An 18548-nucleotide genomic window follows, 5' to 3' on the forward strand; every position below is an offset into this window, starting at 1 on the left:
GTCATACCATCCTTAATCAATTTTCGGATGTAAAGTTCTGCAATTTCATCTTCAATAAGCTTCTGAATGGTCCTTCTGAGTGGTCTCGCACCGTACTTCTCATCAAAACCTTCACTGAGGATTAAGGCTTTAACTTCATCCGTCACTTCAAGAGTCATGTGTTTTTCACTGACTTCCTCTTTTACCTCGTTAAGTTGTAAATCCACAATTTTACGTAGTTCTTCTTTTTTGAGACTTCTGAAGACTACGATATCATCAATTCGGTTTAGGAATTCCGGTTTAAAAGTTTCCTTAAGCATTTCACGAATTTTATTTTCAACCTTGAGGTCGGTTTCACTGCCAAAACCGATGCCTGTCGATTTTAGATTTGTGCCCACATTAGATGTCATGATTAAAACAGTATTTTCAAAAAATACGGTTCTTCCCTGTCCGTCTGTCAGTCTGCCATCTTCTAATATTTGAAGGAGTACATTAAAGATATCAGGATGGGCTTTTTCAATCTCATCCAGCAAGATCACCGAATAAGGCTTGCGTCTTACTTTTTCTGTGAGCTGGCCGCCTTGTTCATAGCCAACATATCCAGGAGGCGCACCAATCAGTTTAGAAACGGTGTGCTTTTCCATAAACTCAGACATATCCACCCTGATCATTGCTTCTTCAGTGCCGAACAACTCTTCGGATAAGGCTCTAGCAAGTTCCGTCTTACCAACACCAGTTGGCCCTACAAATACAAAGGATGCCGGTTTACGTTTCTTTCTAAAACCGGAACGGTTACGTCTTATGGCCTTTGCAATCGATTCAATGGCATGCTCTTGGCCTATGACTCTTCGATGTAGTCTATTTTCAAGCTCAATGAGCTTTTCCGCTTCTTCTTCTGTAATCTTTTGAACTGGAATTTTAGTCCAAGCTTCAATGACATATGCAACATCTTCAATGGTGAGGACAACCTCATTTGAAGCCTTCTTTATGTTCTCAATCTTTTCCTGTAGCTTGATCTCATCTACTCTGAGCTCAGCTGCTTTTTCATAGAGGCCATGTTCAGTTGCTTCCTCTCTAATGTCCTCAAGTCTTGCGAGTTCATCTTCAAGCGCCTTAACTTCCACCAAACCATGATTTTTAAGGTTTGCCCTTGAACCAGCTTCATCAATCACATCAATTGCCTTGTCTGGTAGATAGCGATCTGTGATATAACGTTCTGAAAGCTTAACAGCAGCTTCTATAACTTCGTCTGAGATAATGACCTTATGGAATTTTTCATAATAATCTTTTATCCCCATTAAAATTTCAATACTATCCTCAACATTAGGCTCATCTATAATTACAGGTTGAAAACGTCTTTCAAGCGCAGCATCCTTTTCAATGTGCTTACGGTATTCTTCCATGGTAGTAGCGCCGATAATTTGAACTTCACCACGGGCAAGCGCTGGTTTCAAGATATTGGCAGCATTCATAACGCCACCATGTACTTCACCTGCCCCCATGATATTGTGTACTTCATCAATGACAAGTATGATATTGCCATGTTGGTTGGCTTCGTTAATAATGGCTTTCATTCTGCCTTCAAACTGACCTCTGAACTGGGTACCTGCCACAATAGCAGTCATATCAAGAAGGTAAATTTCTGTCTCTAACAATTTTTCAGGGACCTGCTTGTCGACGATTCTAACCGCCAAGCCCTCTGCAATGGCTGTTTTACCCACACCAGGTTCCCCGAGTAAAATAGGATTGTTCTTGCTTCTTCTGTTGAGAATTTGAACAACGCGATCGATCTCTCTATTACGACCAATGATGCGGTCAATATCGCCTTGTTGTGCCTTTTCAATCAAATTCGTGCCATATTTTGAAAGTGACTTAAGCTTCATTTTCTTTACTTTTCGACCTGATTTAGACTTTTCAGAAGATGTTTTAGCATCTGATGTATCAAAATCTTCGTCATGTTCATGACCGTGGTCATCATCAAGATAAGCTTCCTCTTCTTCATCATAAAGCTCCTCAGAATCAAGATCCTCTTGTTCAAAGTTCATCAAGTTCATCAAGGGATTGTCTTCATCATGCGAAATGTTATCAAAGAGCTTATTCATCTGCTTTGATAAATTATCCATTTCTTCTGGGCTAAGATTGATCTGATTCATAATCTCATCCATAACCGGATATCCCATTTTTTCTGCACATTCAAGACATAAATCTATATATTCCGTTTTACCATTTTCTATTTTAGCAGTCCGCATCATTGCGACGTTTTTATTACAAATTGAACATTTTTTCATGAGCTGTCATCCTTTTCTCTAGGGTTATACACTTTTTATCAACCTCATTATACACTATTTTTCTAGCCTATTCGCCCATAAAACTTAAAATTTTTATGAACATACTCAAGTTGATTTTTTAGTGGCAATTGCTTACAATGTTTATATCTAGATAAAATTATATATGTAAGGGAGGGGCACATGGATCAAAATACCAACAAAATTATGTCACTTAAGATTACACGTACACTTAAAAATCTTGAGAAGAATCAAATGAAGGGACATTATATCGAGTCCGTTGCAGAATTAAAGCCACTTGTGAAATCACTACTTTCACCTGGAGATGTCGTTGCAGTTGGAGGGTCTCAAACACTGTTTGAATCAGACATGTTTGAACTCTTACGATCAGGCGAGTACAATTTTTTAGACCGCTACGCACCTGGTTTAACACCTGAATCCATGAAAGAACTCTATCGAAACAGTTTTTCTGCCAATGCCTTTTTAATGAGCACAAATGCCCTCACTGAAAATGGCGAACTCTACAATGTAGATGGCACCGGTAATCGGGTCGCAGCATTGACATATGGTCCTGATCGCGTCATTGTTATTGCTGGTATCAATAAACTGGTTCGCAATCTTGATGAGGCTGTTTCTCGCAACCGCCAGATTTCAGCACCATCAAACGCTACCAGATTAAACTGTAATACGCCATGTACGGTCACAGGAGAATGTGAGGACTGTTTCAGTCCAGGCAGAATTTGTTGTCATTATGTCACCACAGGCTATCAGCGCAATAAGGATCGTATCCATGTAATTATTGTAAATGAACCCATTGGATATTAACAAGATTTGAATCCTCTTGCGATGGTATAAACCTTTCTTCACTGGCCTTGGTTGAGACTTAAGACCTCTTATCTCTGTCTTTATATTATACAAATCATTTAAGGCCAAAACCTTGTTTTGACGCATCAAACCACTTTGAAAATTCTTACTCAAAGTTGGATGAAAACTAATGATATTTAATAAATTAGCAAGCCCTTTTTGAGGGACTTGCTTTTTTGTTGCAACATTTGCGTTCATCCCTCTTATACCCTTTAAGCTTCACAATCATCTTCTATTTGTTTTTTTAGCATCTGATGTAAAATTCTGTGCAATGAGATTATATCATTCATTGGCAAATCCAAGCATTGGGCAAGCTTAGTGGGCACATCCTTAAGCGCCTCTCTCAACTGCCACCCCTTGTCTGTCAAATGTACATGAACCGTTCTTTCATCTTCAGGATTTCTCACCTTGGTAATAATCCCTCTACTCTCTAATTTCTTCAGTAAAGGTGTTAAGGTCCCTGAATCAAGGAATAATGTCATTCCAAGCTGATTGACCGTAACGCCATCATTCTCCCATAATGAGAGCAAGGTAATATATTGCGTATACGTCAGCTCGTATGGTTCAAGAAGGGGTTTATATAAACGCGTCGTCATCTTGGAAACCGCATATAAGGGAAAACACAATTGATTTTCAAGCTTTAGTTGATCATAGCCCACAATATCACCTCATAATTGTCAATTTATTTGATTTTATGCAATTAATTATACGGCAAGTTATTGATGATGTCAACTTGTGTAAATTCAAAACATATAGTTGACAAGCTTAAAAAGACAAGCTATACTAATTGCATACAATTAAATTGTGCACAATTATAATTCAGGAGGAAAATATGAAACTTTACGACATTAAAGTCAAGGATATCGATGGTGATGCTATTGATTTAAACCAGTTCAAAGGTAATGTAATGATTATTGCCAATACGGCAAGCAAATGTGGCTTTACACCACAATATAAAGATCTCGAAAAATTATACACAAAATACAAGGACCAGGGGCTGGTTGTTCTTGGTGCACCATGTGACCAGTTTGCAGACCAAGAGTTAAAAACAAATGAAGAGGTTAAGTCCTTTTGCGAACTCAATTTTGGTGTGACTTTTCCCTTGTTCGAGAAGATGAACGTAAGGGGACAAGATGCGCATCCTCTTTTTAAATATTTAACAGAAAATGCACCTTTTGAAGGCTTTGATCAAAGTCAGCCAGGCCATAAAATGCTTGAAAAAGTGCTAGAAGAGAAATTCCCTGAAATGCTTCACGGTGACAGCATCAAGTGGAACTTCACTAAATTTTTAGTTGACCAAGATGGCAATATTATCAAGCGATTTGAGTCTCCAGTTGACCCACTAGATATGGTTGAAGATATCGAAAGACTGCTTAGAAATAAATAAGCCTTAATCGATTAAATAAAGATTAATCAAATAAGCATTAATTAAATAAGCCATTAAAACTCATTAATTAAACAAGCCCTTAAAACTCATATGAGATTTGTCATTTTACCCAAATGGGCTCTTGCGATCTAATTTCTTAGATTGCAAGAGCCCATTTTTTTGCAGGTTCCTAAATTAAGTTTTCAGATTAAATTGATTATCACTGGATTGATAATAATCCCACGCACCCATGCGGCAAGACCAGTCATTAATAATCACCGAGATTTTGATTGCATCTTAGGACTTCTAAAGAAGCTTACATAGGCAAGCTGCGTCATGATGACTACTACTACAAGTGCCAACAATCCCATCAAGATCCTGTTTTTAACAAAAAACCACTGACCTGCTGCGATGAGCCCACAAAGACCCATGAGTCCAAATACAGGCGCAACATTCTTATTGCCAGCAGAACTGATTTCTTTAGAAAATGGCAGTTCAAGATTGGTCATCTTATATCGGAGCACCAATAGGAAAAAACTCATCACATCAATAATTAATAAACCTATGATGGCTTCAAAACCACAAAGAAAAATAAAAACTAAATTGATGAAGAGCATACCAGGCACCATGTACTTAATGTAATAAGCCTTCAATGCACCAATCGCAATGATTCTTTTATCTTCAATTGGAAAGCTATCATAGATGAATGAAGCCTCCGCCTTTTCGCTATATTGTAAAAACTCATAATTTGATGTGAACATGACGATTGCCCAATAAGCATTTAGATACATTAAAGAACCCTTAAGTTCAACAAACATCCTAGCAAAACCACCACTTATGCTTACATATGGCAGTAGCATTATCAATGGAAACAGATATCCAAGTGCTTGATTTGGTAAAATCATAAGCTTTAGTTTTCGGTCCCTGCTCAAATTTGCATCAGCGAACTTCATAAATGCGCGTTCCTTGTAGTCCCTAGACACTAGGGTGTAGAGTTTATCCTTAAATCTTGTCTTCAAAGAATCTTGTGGAATAAATACCCCATCCTCAATCTGTAGTTTTGATAGATACTGCTCGTACTTTGGCAAGATCCATTTGATCAATGCACCGCCTGCAACCAGTGGCACAATCAGCGCCAAAGTACTCATCACAACATATTCATTAGAAAAATCACCCTCTATCATCACCTTAAAAAGTGATGCATACCAAGCAGGTGGTAAAAGATACGTCCACCAACGAATATGAATAACAATCTGAAAATCAACGAATTCAAATATTCGACCTACTAACTGATAGGAAATCATAGTCACCACTGATAGTGCAATCTGAAATACATTGATAATATCCTTGAGCTTCTCACCACTAAAACGTTCGAGTAAAAGGCTATAGAGGATTGTCGTAATAAAGACAATAAAAAGTGAAAGTAAGACAAGCATAATTGCAAATCCAATAATGACCTTGTAGCCAAACTGCGAAGTCATTATGCCTATAGAGATTAAATTTAGGGCTAAGAATAAACTGATCATATAGTATATAACATGGATCAATCTAGCAGCATTCATCGTCTCTAAGCTGACGGGTTTTGTTAGAATAATATCTTTATCTCGTGTATCAAGTAGTACGCTTGAAAAATCGGATATCATAAACATGACCATGAAGAACAAATCCATGGAGGTGATAATTGCCACTTTGTAGAACAAGTCAAACGGTACCAGCATCACCATGCCCATAAAAAATCCAAAGAATCCCTGCATGAGCAAATTTGCTTTCATTCCTGTGAGCTTATTTTTCTTACCGCGATCAATTGCACTTGCCTTTCGATCATCAATGGTCAATTTAAGGGCCAGAATTGTGATGAGGTCCTCAAAGTTGACTGTGGTCTTGTTAAAAAGAGGCTTTAATTTAAGTAGTATCTTGATTAATAAAAAATCCTTTTTCATATTACACCTCTTGTTGCATGATGTAATCCGATGCTTGACTTTCCTGCATTTCACACAATACTATCGTATCCACAAGTGATTTTGCAATTACTTCATGCTCATTAAATCCTGTGAGCTGATTGAAAATATCTTGAAGTGAGCCTTCTTTGCTCAGGGTTTTCAAGGTTTCAAAATTGCCATCTGCAGCAATTACCCCCTTGTTTAATACAATAATTCGGTCACTGATTTTCTCCACCACTTCCATGATATGTGAGGAATAAAATATAGTCTTACCCTGATCTGACAAGCGTTTAATCATCTCCTTGAAAACCATAACACTATTTGCATCAAGACCACTGATGGGTTCGTCAAAGAACAAAATGTCGGGGTTGTGAATAAGACTAGATATGATAAGCAGCTTTTGTTTCATCCCCTTTGAGTATGATGAAATTCTGTTGTAGAGGGCATCTTTAATGCCAAAGAGTTCAAACATCTTTTCAGCCTTGAATTTTACGAGTTCTGAATCAAGTTTGTAAAGCTCTCCAATAAAAGTTAGGTACTCATAGCCTGATAAGCTATCATAAATCACTGCCACTTCTGGGACATAACCTATGCGCTGTTTGTATGAAACCGAATCTGATTTAATATTCTCACCAAAGATCTCTACTTCCCCTTCATAATTTTGAATCATTCCCAACATGATTTTTACAGTTGTACTTTTTCCAGCACCATTTGGACCAATATAACCAATAATTTGACCAGGTAGAATTTCAAGATCAATCCCTTTTAATACATAATCCGTTTTTTCACTGTACTTCATTTTTAAGTCTGTCATTTTAATCACGGCATTCATTTTTTGTCTCTCCTATGTAATCATTTGATATAATTGCTACATTTGATATAATTGTAACATTTATTACTTATGAAATTCATCGTTTTTAATTAAAAAAGTCTTAATCAGTGGCTACAAGATAAATCATACCCTGGCCTAAATGAGAACCAATGGTATAAGATTAAAAAGACCCTGGGCTAAGCCCAAGGTCTTTATTTGTCATAACTTTATTGTCAAATTATTTTTTGAAGATTCCTAGAGGTTTACCAACTGGTAAGAATTCTCTTCCGAATGTATGGTTTAATACATTTGCAGCTGAACCATAGAAACCAACTAAAGAAATGAAGAACTCACTCCAAGCAGCAATTACATGACCGATTTCAATGCCCCAAATAACACTCATACTTAAACCTAAGAACAAGAAGTCAATGAGCACAAAGATGATCATTAATACTTTGTTTGTCTCAAAAGAACCAATCGTCATGTAAATAGAGAAAATTAAATATCCCAAGAATGCAAAACCTAATTGCTTAACGTCTGCAGTTTGAGCCATTTTTTCACCAAAAACACCATTTGAGATCATCCAAGACATTGCCACTGCTAACCAGAATAAGCTGTAAGCCCCAAAAGCAGTCGCACCGAATACGTTACCTTTTTTCGCATCGTTTAAGCAAGCATAAACTTGAGCCAAAGCGCCTAAGAATATTGCCCAAGGAATGATGAATGATGTTCCAGTAGTCCAACCTAATTTTTGTGTCGATGCAACGAAAGTGATCATTGCAAGTCCGAACAATCCTAATGCAGATGGGTCTGCCGTAAAGATTTTTCTTTCATTTTGATTCACGGATGTTTCCTCCTAAAATTTATTGTCCATTAACAATACTGCCCGTCATAGATTATCATATATGGGTTAAAAAATCAATGCTTGTAGCATATCTTTTAAACGAATTTGGTAGACTTTTTGAATAAAAAAGCGTATATTTGAGTATAAATTAATCAATACAGATAGAAAGGGTGATTTCAAATGAATATAGCAGCATTTTTAGATATAGATGGTACACTCTACAGAAATTCATTAATGATTGAGCATTTTAAAAAACTTGTAAAATACGAGGTTGTTGACCCTGGCATTTGGCACACCAGTGTCAAAGAAGCTTTTGTAGAGTGGCGCAAACGCGTTGGCGAATACGAAGACTACATGCTTGAACTCGTGGATATTTATTATGAAGCCCTAAAAGGCAGACGCGCTGCTGACCTTGAGTTTATTTCAAATCAAGTCATCAATTTAAACGGCGATATTGTTTACAAGTACACTCGTAATAGAATCCTTTGGCATCAACAACAGGGGCATAAAGTCTTTTTTATTTCTGGTAGTCCTTCTTTTTTAGTTGAGAAAATGGCATTAAAATATCAAATTGATGGTTTTCGAGGTACGGATTATTTAACAGATGATCAAGGGCGTTTTACTGGTGAAGTCGTTCCCATGTGGGATTCAGTCAGTAAAAATAAGGCCATTGAAGATTTTGTAAAACAATATGATATTGATTTAAGTCAAAGTTATGCTTATGGGGATACCAACGGAGACCTTTCCATGCTTTCACTTGTTGGACACCCTGTTGCAATCAATCCTGCAAAAGAATTAATTCTCAACATCAAACATTCACCAAGACTCAAGGAGAGTGCTACGATTATCATAGAACGTAAAGATGTCATCTACAAGCTTGATGCAGATGTGGAGATAATCCCAGAGACAGATTTATTTCTTTAATAGTTTGTAATAAGAATTGACTCTTGTAAAAACATATGCTAAAATACATTTCGGCCCCCTCTGGTAGGGGGTGTATTTTTTTATTAGGAGGCTTTTTAATGATTACAAACATCAAGAACCATATGCACTGGTCCTGGATTATTATTATTTCGTTTTTTGTTTTAAGCACATTAGACATTCGCTTTGGCATTTTAGGTATTCTATGTATGACGATGCCATTAATCCATGCAATTCGCGGACATGGTAAGGTCCACTGTATCAAATATTGTCCTCGTGGTTCATTCCTTGGACGTTTTTTAAATCGAATTTCTCTTAACCGTTCACTCCCCAATTTTATGAAGAGTAGAACTTTTAAAAACATATTATTGTTTATTATGGCTAGTGTTCTTTTATACGCCCTATATCACACCCAAGGAAATCTATTAAAGCTGTCCCATGCTTTTTATCGTTTTATGGGCATTTCATTTCTCGTCGGCATTACCCTTGGAATTTTATTTAAGCCCAGAAGCTGGTGCGTTGTTTGTCCGATGGGTCATGCCACCACGATCATCAAAGAAATTCAACTGTCCTCTTCGGTCATTAACAAGACTAAAGGGGAATCTCCAAGCACACGTTTTTGATATACAAAGTATTAATTGCAAATGAAAAGCACATTTTCGAAGGCTCGAACATGTGCTTTTTTAAGGATTATGCTTAAATCCTATGCATTTCTTTTTTCGTCCAATCTAAAAAATGTTCATAGTTTTCAATCTCAGAAGTTGCCCATTGAATCTTAAGCGCTTCATGCTTTAATGTCATCAGTGCTTCTGGTTCAAGTTCAAAGGAAAACTCATGAGATGCATTCCCGACAAAATGTACCTTGTAGGCATTTAAATCAGTCTCAGTCACCTTGCAGCGTATCATACCGCCATCATTATAAACCTCTATCCAAGTTGAAAATCTATCATATTCTCTAGCATAACGCGTTACACTTGATGTCATACCAGTGCCACATGATTTAGTGATGCCAACGCCGCGTTCAAAAGTCCTGACATAGAGCTTGTCATTTCCTAAAATAGTGCAAAAATTCACATTGACACCTGCCTCAAATGGTGACTCAACACCATTTGCAAAGGTGCCAATACGCGTCAACACATCATCACTTGGAATATCTTGACCTGTAAATGTGACCACGTGGGGATTTGAAACAGTAAAAAACTCATATCCATAGTTATATTTAGACTTAAATTTATCTTCCAGCACACTTGCTGCATCTGTATGGCCAAAAGCCTTAACATTGTTGAGCAAAATCTCAAACCCCTCCAAATAGGGACTGAAATCCGAAACCCGCTTCACACGATAATCTGCCTTCAAGGTTTCAACCATAATTTCATCACGCTTCATATCGTCGAGGACATATCGTCCAAAACATCTTAAGCCATTACCACACATTAAAGCTTCACTGCCATCTGCATTAAATATTCTCATTTGTGCATCTGCATGATCACTCTTAAGAACAAACATGACACCATCTGTGCCAAAGGCTTTACAAAGGTGTACTGCAATATCAGAACGTTCTACACCACCATTGATATATAGGTCCTGAAATCTTGTAAGTTCTTTTCTTTCATCTACAATGATAAAATCATTTCCCGTACCTTGCATCTTGTAAAAGATCATCTTATGCCCTCCTTTACTCCACTCTTTGAATCGTCTTTAATTCGTAGACATCTTTACGAATGGATCTTGTAAGTGGTAACTGATTTCTAATATAGTTGACCTCTCCAAGATCTATCTCACCAAACAAGTAACCTTCCTCATCGTTAAGACGACCAATTACATCCCCCCAAGGGTTAACAACTATTGAATTCCCATAAGAGATATAATTGGAATCATAATCTCTTGCTGGTGCGCATCCCACAGTAAAAACCTGTTGATCAACAGCCCTGGCTCTGAATAAAAGCTCCCAGTGGGCAGGTCCAGTGGTCATGTTAAACGCTGCAGGATAGACGAGCATCTTTGCCCCTTGATCTGTCATGAGTCTTGCAAGTTCTGGAAACCTTACATCAAAACAAATTGCAACGCCAATCTTCCCATATTCGGTATCAATTACAGTCACAGATTCTCCAGCGGTTAATGTCTCTGCTTCTCTAAAGTATTGACCGTTAATGATATCAATCTCAAACAAGTGCATTTTACGATGCTTGCCAATCTGTTTGCCATTTGGATCAAATACATAAGTGGTGTTATAGAGTTTATTGGCATCGATTTCGGGCATTGACCCTGCAATCACATATACTTTTTTTGCTCTGGCAATTTCAGCCAGTTTCTTATAGGTGTCTCCCTCAACAGGCTCTGCATATTGAGGAAATCGATGGGTTTCATATGGGCAGTTGAACATTTCAGGTAAAACCACAATATGAGCCCCCTTATCTGCCATAAAACCAATATTGTCAATTGCTTTGTCCACTGAAATTGACTTTGTTTCGCTCACCTTCATCTGGATGATTCCTAAATTAAATTTTTGCTTCATTTGTCATCACCTCATCTATGATTTGACCAATGGCACTGTCTACCTCAGATAGACGGTCCTTCAATGCCACATGGTCTGTGCCATCGAATTTAATATGATTTCTAAGGGGTATTCTAAGATTTTTAAATATCAGACCAAGTGTCAGTTCTGTGCCCAAGTACTGGTTTTCATAGGCTCTAGCGCCCCCTAGTGAAACGATGATCCCAGTACCCTTTCCAAAATTTTTATCTGGATTTGCATAAATTGAAGTTATCTTGGATTCATCAATGCCTAGACCAGATACGAAGGGCTTTTTATGTGTAAAATCGCACATGAATATCATTTGACATCTGTCGATTAATGTCTTTAAAAGACTTGTCACGTTGTTCATATAGACTGGCGAAATGAAAATTACATGTCTGTGCCTTTTAAAAGCCTCATAGACCTGTGACATATCATCATTAAAGACACAGCTTGCATAGTTTCGATTGCAATAACCGCAATCTGTACAGTGTGCAATCTTAAGTTCATTGACATCAAAGTAGGCCACAGAAAAACCCTTTTCCTCAAACGCCGTTTTGAGACGGTCGCTAAAAAAGGCAGAATTGCCACGTTTTCTATGACTCCCCATAATCATCATGACTGATTTACTCATTTTAATTCTCCAAATCTACAACATCTTTAATCGCATTGATTAAGACATCATTTCCTGCAATGACATTGTACTTCTGATTTTCCTCTGTCATATAGAAAGAACCACCTGCTTCAGTGATCATGAGCATGCCAGCTGCCATATCCCATTTTGCAAGCCTTAGTTCCCAAAAAGCATCTAGAACGCCAGCCGCCACTAGACATAAATCATAGGCTGCAGCGCCCAGTCTCCTGGTGCCCTTAATTAAAGGGGTCATTTTCCTTATATTATCACCATTATTATTTCTGGCAGTTGCACGATCATAAGGAAATCCAGTGCCAACGACAGCCTTGTTTAATTGCGTACATGAAGAACTTTGAATTCGTTCATGATTTAAATAAGCGCCACAGCCTCTTTCAGCATAAAACAACTCATCCAGCATGGGGACATAGACCACACCAAAAACTGGCCCTTGGTCATCCCATCTGGCGATGGATACGGCAAATATTGGATGACCAATACTGTAATTTGTCGTACCATCCAGTGGATCAATAATCCACTGATATTTATTGTCATGGCCCTTCGTCAGCTGAAGCCCCTGTTCTTCAGAAAGTATTTCATCCTCTGGGAACATTTGCTTTAATTGGTCTACAATATATTGATCACACTTCATATCCACTTCAGTGACAAAATCCACAGCACTACTCTTTGTTTCAATTTTGAAAGAGCCCGTCCTAAAAGAGGCTCTTTGAATTTCGCCGGCATTTTTAGCAATTGTAACCACACCTTCATAAATCGAACTAATGGCAGGATTTAATTGAATTTCTTTATTTAACATGATTCGCTCCCTTTTGGCATATTGCTCGATTTACCTGTAATATGCGCTGGCGTGACTTCTATGATCATCGTTTCCTTGAAACTACCCTCAGCATACTTATAGCCACCCTCTCTATAATCAGATGAATATTTATCAATAAAAGCCTTAAGAGGTGGTACAGTCTCTTCACCTTCTATCAGTTTAGCTTGACCAAATAGAGTCACACTTTCATAAAAGCTCGTAAAGCGTTCTGCTATCAAACCATGTGTTGCCACAATATTGAAGCTAACTTTTGGATTCTTTAAGATGGCTTCAAGCTTTGCACCAACTTTTGCACAATGTACATAGAGCTTACCTTCAACAAAAACATAATTTACAGGGACACCATAAGGATAACCTGTTGAATCCAATACACTTAAAACACCGTATTCGCCTGTTTTTAAAATTTCATTCAAGCGATCCTCTGACATTTCCTTTTCTTTTCTTCGCATTTCTTTAAACATGTTATCCTCCTTTATAGATATGGTTATCCACACTTTTAACGGGTTTACACACATTTTCTGTGGATAAGTCACGGTTTTTTTTAATTTAACTCACAAGTTTAGGCATCTACACACAGGTTAATCCACAGGGCAGAACCTGTATTAATGATACACTCTAATTTCTGATATTTCAACATTTTAATAAATTGTAAATTCTCCATTTATATGTTTAAAATGAGTATAAAATGGAATGAATATAACGTATAATAAATAAAACTTACTTGGAGGCAAATCATGAGAGAAAATATTACAATGGGCGGTAACCCAATTAAACTGTTAGGAAACGAAATTAAAGTAAATGATAAAGCACCTGATTTTTCAGCTGTTAATAAAGACATGACCCCATTCCAGTTTTCGGACTTAAAGGGCAAACTTAAAATCATCAGCGTTGTTCCTTCTGTGGATACAAAAATTTGTGAATTCCAAACCATTTCATTTAATGAAGAAGCAACAAAGCATCCTGAGGTTGTGGTTCTTACCATAAGTGTGGACTTACCTTTTGCTCAACAGAGATTCTGTGTGGCTAACGACATCGAGAATTCAATTGTTGTTTCAGACCACAGAACACTTGATTTTGGTATGAAATACGGTTTTGCAATTGACAATATTAGACTGTTAGCAAGAGGAATTGTCGTGGTAGACCAAGATGATACCGTTAGATATGTGGAATATGTTAAAGAAGTCGGTACCCATCCAGATTATGAAAAAGTACTCGAATTCGTAAAAACATTATTATAAAAAGAAAAACAGAGGGTATTCTCACTAAATTTGAGAATACCCTTTTTTTATATACAACAAAATTTGAGCCAAAAGCTGTGATGAGGAATAATAGGCCTCAAACAGAATTGTTTTGAGGCATCAAAGATGACTCAAATGTTGTTAACCCTCTTTAAAGATTCAAGATGAAGGGCACCAAAATCGGCACCAACATTGAAAGAATCAATCCTGTCGTAAAGGAGAGGATTGCCGTTTCTGAATTGGTATTCTTTGAAACAATGGGCAAAGTCGTATCCATAGCAGTTGCGCCTGAAGGTGCAATAGCTTCAGCAAATCCAATGTATTTTGCTATAATGGGTATACTCATAATAGCTAAAATCTCCCGTATGACATTTGTCAAAAAAGAGAGCACAGAAAGTTCCGAGCTGTAGGGCGCAATGATGATTGCTGAAAGAGAATACCACCCAAAACCTGCACCAATTGCACCAGACTCATTTAATGGATATCCCAAAACGCCCCCTAAAATAATTGAACCTAAAATACTCCCTGATGCCACGCCAAGCGGTACGAGAACGAACATAGGACCGGATTTCTTAATATCCTTAAAGATATCCTTATTCTTACCGATGTCCATTCCCACAAAAAAGAGCAAGAGGCAAAGCCCAATGTTAAGCATATAGTCTGTCATACCATAAAAGTTTTCAGGGATAAATAATCCCATAATGATTCCCAGAATAACAACACCAATAATCCTTAATGTCATGATCGCACCTCTTTCTTAACCAATACTTTGAGAAGGGTTTTTCTAAAAAACCAGACCCCAAATACACTACAGATTACTGAAACCGCTGCAAATAGGGTTGCATGTATTCCAAGTTTTAAGAAGGCGTTAATCACGCGATCATCCATACCAATTCTGAGGCCCATTGTAAAAAGTAAAATAAAGAGACAGATTAACTGAATATGTTCAAGTTTATCAAATAGCTTTTGAGAGACGACACCCCTATAGCTTAAAAAACCACCTAATATAAGTAAGAGCAGATACAATAAAATACTAGTCATAATACTTCTCCTTTATCGGCAAAATTTCTACATATCTAAAAGCCTTGTTCTGGTGGTCATATAGGATTTTACATGGATATATTTCCACACCACTCGCCAGAGCTTGATAGAAGGTTTCGTAAAATTTGGGATCTGTAGTGCGATTAGGCTCAAATTCTGAGGCTTCGCTTAAAACAAGAATGAGTACAGCACATCTTGTCCCTGCATCCGCATTTTTACGGAGTACCATAAGTTCCTCCAGATGTCGGCGTCCACGATCTGTAGGGGCATCTGGAAACTTAGCAAGACCATCTTCAGAAAGTGAGCACCCTTTGACTTCTATCCAAATGGTTTCATCACTTTCAGTTTTAACCTTAAAGTCCAGTCTTGAATGTCCTATCTTTACTTCGGCTTTAATTTCTTTTAATAAGCCAAAAGGTGAGAGGCCCTTTTTTAGCAATGATTCCGCTAAATATCTATGATAGGCAGAATGAACCAAAATCCACTCATCCTTTTTCTTTGCAAATACCATATCCCATTTGGTTTTACGTGTTTGACTCAAAACAGGTTTAATCAAGCAAGCATTGTCTTCAAACAGTAATTCTCTCAGTCGACCTGGATCATGAACATGAACCAGTTCAACATGGCCATCCAGCATAACTTCTGACAGGTACCGATTAGGACGTTTTTTAAAGGTTCCCGCTTGGAGGGTTTCTATGGTTAATAGAACCTTACTTGTCGCTTCTAAGTTTGATTTTTTCGAATTCATTTAGGGCTCCTAACTATAATATCATCCCCCTTATTATACCAAAAAATAAAAAAAGAGCACTAGGCTCTTTGATTAATTTATAGCTTCTAATTTATAGCTTCTAGTTTGTAGCTCCTAACTTAATAGCTTCTAATTTGTAACATCCATCTTATAATCATTTGACTTGGTAATGATTTTCCCCTCATCCGTCAAAAGCTCAATCTTAATCATGTCTTCCTTGTTGATACTGCGTTCAATGATGACCTCATTTTTATCCACAAAATCAAAGGGGACAGACGTGTTATTGACATAGAGCGTCATGGTTTGATAAAAGTTAACACCAGAAATGATTGTGTTTTCAGCATTCACTTCCGCCTTTTCAATTTTAATGCTGTTTAGAGCTTCATTGTAGGTATCATTCTTCTCATCAATCCAAGCACTGTAATTAGCATCATATTTTTTATTGGTCCAATTCTCATACAATAGATGATATTTTGCCATGATCAACTTATAGGCTTCATCAGATGGCTTAACTTTTTCACCTTCACCATTAATGGCATAGGTTCTTAAAATCAGGGGCATTTCTTTGGAGATTGTCGCCACTTCTTTCATATAGTTCGGCATTTCGAGCCCTAGTTTTTCAAGGAGAAAAGCCGACATAAAGGAAGCGTTCATTGGTTCTTTCGCTTCTTCTGTTTGACTGTAATTGGACCACAAGACATAGGGTACTGCCATAATTCTTAAATCTTGCTGAAGCTCACTGCTGCTTTCATAGCCAATATAACCAGATTCTCTATAAGCTAGGTAGTCATCACCAAGCATGGGCAAGTGGTCTCCATAAAATAATATCACAGTGGGTTCATCACTCTTTTTAAGATAATTGACCAATCGGTTGAGTTCGATATCTGTATAGTATAAGCCCTGCACATAATTCTTAAGGAAGTAATTGCTGTCATCACTCAGTTTGGTTTCAACATGAACATTGATTTGGTCATCCTCAAACCTGAAGTTACCATATGGCCCATGATTTTGCATAGTAACAGTCATATTGAAAACTGGGGCTTCTGTATTTTCTATCGTTTTGATAATTTCATCCGTTATATATTTATCTGAGGTGTAACATCCATAGAGTTCTGGCTGATCCATATACTCAATTGACTTAAATGTATTAAATCCCATGTCCCTATAGACACCTACTCGATTATAGTACCAAGACATATAGGGATGAATTGCAATTGACTCATAACCTTGATTTCTAAATATTGTCGCAAGTGAAGGAATTGGTGACTTAATCTCATTTGGGTAAACCATGTACCAGTCACTTGAGAAATTTTTTAGCGTCATGCCAGTTAAAATCTCAAACTCAGTATTTGATGTCCCTCCTCCGATTACCGGTACATACATTTCACCATGTATACTTTCATCCTTTAAAGCTTCAAAATGCTTAAGGGGATTTTCGCTTATTTTAAGTCCCATCTTATTAATGTCCCAAAAGGCTTCGCTTTGAATAATGATGACATTGGGTTTCCGCTCGGAAGCGAGTGTCGCACGATCGTTATTATAATTTGCTATATCTGCCTTGATTTCAGCATCTGCTAATTTTAGTGTCGCTTTATCAAACAAAGGTTTGACTCTGGTATCATTTGACAAATGATACACAAAGCCCGTCTTCATAATATCCATATTGCTGTTATTGGTTACTTGACCAATCGCCAGAATACCAATTGCCAGGACCATTAAGGATGCAAAGGCTAAACGATGTTGTTCCAAAGTCCTCGTCTTGAGAATTTTTAGTAAAACGAAACTCAAACCGGCAAGGATAATCGCAAGAAGACCAATCATCAGTAGAGACTTTAAATTGGCTAATTGCGGCATCAATGCCCAAACTTCTTTAATTAAAAAGGCATCCTCAATATCAAGAGGTACATTTCTAAGGGCGTACTTGCCACTATTAATGGCACCAAAAATAAGCAATAAATGACTTATAAGTACCGTTGTGAGGTAAAGTCTCCTTGTGAGTACCATCAAAAGGGATGCGATTAATACAACCGTTGCAAGGTTCATAAGCATCATGTTAAAATTCGTAAATACCCAATGAGCGGTTTTAAACAAGCTCTTTCTAAGCATCCACTCATCAATGAAAATAATTGCGGCGTAAATGCCGATTAATTTCATAATAATCCATTTATGTTGATCAATCTGTTTTTTATACTTCTCTATCATTTTACCCTTCAATTTAAAGACATTCGTCCGATTTGATGATAAAATTACAAGGTATGCCTATTCTTATAATTTTACATCAGTTTAACACGATGCTAATTATATACCACTTTGAAATGGGACACAATAGACTTTCTTCTTTCTAAATAATTTTTAAGAATCGACCAGATAATCTATTACATTTACAAGTAATGGGTATAAATTACACGTTCATCAAAGGAGGTTCGTATGAAAAACCATATCCAGCGAAATTATTTTTTAGTGGGTGTATTATTTGGCCTTATGTTCCCAATCATGGCAATTACATTAGAACTTATTTTAAAAAAAC

19 protein-coding genes are annotated in these 18548 nt (G+C 37.2%); 5 read left to right on the plus strand and 14 right to left on the minus strand.

What is annotated here, in order from left to right:
- A partial coding sequence (locus AC220I_RS07805; protein ID WP_486723252.1) for an ATP-dependent Clp protease ATP-binding subunit occupies nt 1-2267 on the minus strand: 2267 nt, incomplete at its 3' end.
- 180 nt (nt 2268-2447) lie between these two features.
- Here AC220I_RS07805 and AC220I_RS07810 point away from each other — a divergent pair.
- On the plus strand, nt 2448-3089 hold the full coding sequence (locus tag AC220I_RS07810; RefSeq protein ID WP_486723253.1) for a lactate utilization protein: 642 nt from the start codon (nt 2448-2450) through the stop codon (nt 3087-3089).
- Nucleotides 3090-3340: 251 nt separating this feature from the next.
- Here AC220I_RS07810 and AC220I_RS07815 read toward each other — a convergent pair whose 3' ends face one another.
- Nucleotides 3341-3787 (minus strand): MarR family winged helix-turn-helix transcriptional regulator, encoded by a 447-nt coding sequence (locus tag AC220I_RS07815; protein ID WP_486723254.1) that lies wholly within the window; start codon nt 3785-3787, stop codon nt 3341-3343.
- A gap of 173 nt (nt 3788-3960) precedes the next feature.
- Between AC220I_RS07815 and AC220I_RS07820 the strand changes: the two genes are divergently transcribed.
- Nucleotides 3961-4515, plus strand: coding sequence for a glutathione peroxidase (locus AC220I_RS07820; protein WP_486723255.1), 555 nt, complete (start codon nt 3961-3963; stop codon nt 4513-4515).
- Between the two features lie 254 nt (nt 4516-4769).
- Here AC220I_RS07820 and AC220I_RS07825 read toward each other — a convergent pair whose 3' ends face one another.
- The 3 genes from AC220I_RS07825 to AC220I_RS07835 all read right to left on the minus strand — a co-directional run bounded on the left by AC220I_RS07825 (nt 4770) and on the right by AC220I_RS07835 (nt 8089).
- Nucleotides 4770-6434, minus strand: a complete 1665-nt coding sequence (locus AC220I_RS07825; protein WP_486723256.1) for a hypothetical protein — start codon at nt 6432-6434, stop codon at nt 4770-4772.
- Nucleotide 6435: 1 nt separating this feature from the next.
- Nucleotides 6436-7266 (minus strand): ABC transporter ATP-binding protein, encoded by an 831-nt coding sequence (locus AC220I_RS07830; RefSeq protein WP_486723257.1) that lies wholly within the window; start codon nt 7264-7266, stop codon nt 6436-6438.
- A 217-nt stretch (nt 7267-7483) separates the two neighbouring features.
- Nucleotides 7484-8089: an acetate uptake transporter gene (locus tag AC220I_RS07835; protein ID WP_486723258.1), complete on the minus strand. Its 606-nt coding sequence runs from the start codon at nt 8087-8089 to the stop codon at nt 7484-7486.
- A 180-nt stretch (nt 8090-8269) separates the two neighbouring features.
- Here AC220I_RS07835 and AC220I_RS07840 point away from each other — a divergent pair, with 180 nt between their 5' ends.
- Both AC220I_RS07840 and AC220I_RS07845 read left to right on the plus strand, forming a co-directional pair.
- Nucleotides 8270-9013, plus strand: coding sequence for an HAD-IB family hydrolase (locus AC220I_RS07840; protein ID WP_486723259.1), 744 nt, complete (start codon nt 8270-8272; stop codon nt 9011-9013).
- Nucleotides 9014-9111: 98 nt separating this feature from the next.
- Nucleotides 9112-9633, plus strand: coding sequence for a 4Fe-4S ferredoxin (locus tag AC220I_RS07845; RefSeq protein WP_486723260.1), 522 nt, complete (start codon nt 9112-9114; stop codon nt 9631-9633).
- A gap of 73 nt (nt 9634-9706) precedes the next feature.
- On the opposite strand, the gene dapF is transcribed toward AC220I_RS07845, so the two are convergent.
- From dapF to AC220I_RS07870, 5 genes are read right to left on the minus strand one after another with little or no spacing between them, the layout of a single operon-like run.
- Nucleotides 9707-10672, minus strand: coding sequence for a diaminopimelate epimerase (dapF, locus tag AC220I_RS07850; protein WP_486723261.1), 966 nt, complete (start codon nt 10670-10672; stop codon nt 9707-9709).
- Between the two features lie 13 nt (nt 10673-10685).
- Nucleotides 10686-11525 carry a carbon-nitrogen hydrolase family protein gene (locus AC220I_RS07855; RefSeq protein ID WP_486723262.1) on the minus strand — a complete coding sequence of 280 codons (840 nt, stop codon included), beginning with the start codon at nt 11523-11525 and terminating at the stop codon, nt 10686-10688.
- Nucleotides 11509-12159 (minus strand): flavodoxin family protein, encoded by a 651-nt coding sequence (locus tag AC220I_RS07860; RefSeq protein WP_486723263.1) that lies wholly within the window; start codon nt 12157-12159, stop codon nt 11509-11511. The genes AC220I_RS07855 and AC220I_RS07860 overlap by 17 nt, the downstream gene beginning before the upstream one ends.
- A gap of 1 nt (nt 12160) precedes the next feature.
- A complete protein-coding gene (locus tag AC220I_RS07865; protein ID WP_486723264.1) occupies nt 12161-12973 on the minus strand; it encodes an inositol monophosphatase family protein in 813 nt (270 codons plus the stop codon).
- A complete protein-coding gene (locus tag AC220I_RS07870) occupies nt 12967-13455 on the minus strand; it encodes a pyridoxamine 5'-phosphate oxidase family protein (protein ID WP_486723265.1) in 489 nt (162 codons plus the stop codon). Before AC220I_RS07870 ends, AC220I_RS07865 begins: the two co-directional genes overlap by 7 nt.
- Before the next feature lie 273 nt (nt 13456-13728).
- On the opposite strand from AC220I_RS07870, the gene tpx reads away from it, so the two are divergent.
- Complete coding sequence (tpx, locus tag AC220I_RS07875) at nt 13729-14232, plus strand: thiol peroxidase (protein WP_486723266.1); 504 nt, start codon at nt 13729-13731, stop codon at nt 14230-14232.
- Nucleotides 14233-14383: 151 nt separating this feature from the next.
- On the opposite strand, the gene AC220I_RS07880 is transcribed toward tpx, so the two are convergent.
- From AC220I_RS07880 to AC220I_RS07895, 4 genes are all read right to left on the minus strand, one after another.
- On the minus strand, nt 14384-14974 hold the full coding sequence (locus AC220I_RS07880; protein WP_486723267.1) for a LysO family transporter: 591 nt from the start codon (nt 14972-14974) through the stop codon (nt 14384-14386).
- Nucleotides 14971-15273 (minus strand): LysO family transporter, encoded by a 303-nt coding sequence (locus tag AC220I_RS07885; protein ID WP_486723268.1) that lies wholly within the window; start codon nt 15271-15273, stop codon nt 14971-14973. The genes AC220I_RS07880 and AC220I_RS07885 overlap by 4 nt, the downstream gene beginning before the upstream one ends.
- On the minus strand, nt 15266-16021 hold the full coding sequence (sfsA, locus tag AC220I_RS07890) for a DNA/RNA nuclease SfsA (RefSeq protein ID WP_486723269.1): 756 nt from the start codon (nt 16019-16021) through the stop codon (nt 15266-15268). The genes AC220I_RS07885 and sfsA overlap by 8 nt, the downstream gene beginning before the upstream one ends.
- A gap of 129 nt (nt 16022-16150) precedes the next feature.
- On the minus strand, nt 16151-18223 hold the full coding sequence (locus AC220I_RS07895; protein WP_486723270.1) for an LTA synthase family protein: 2073 nt from the start codon (nt 18221-18223) through the stop codon (nt 16151-16153).
- Nucleotides 18224-18548 lie beyond the last annotated feature (325 nt).

Source organism: Fusibacter sp., assembly GCF_057447755.1.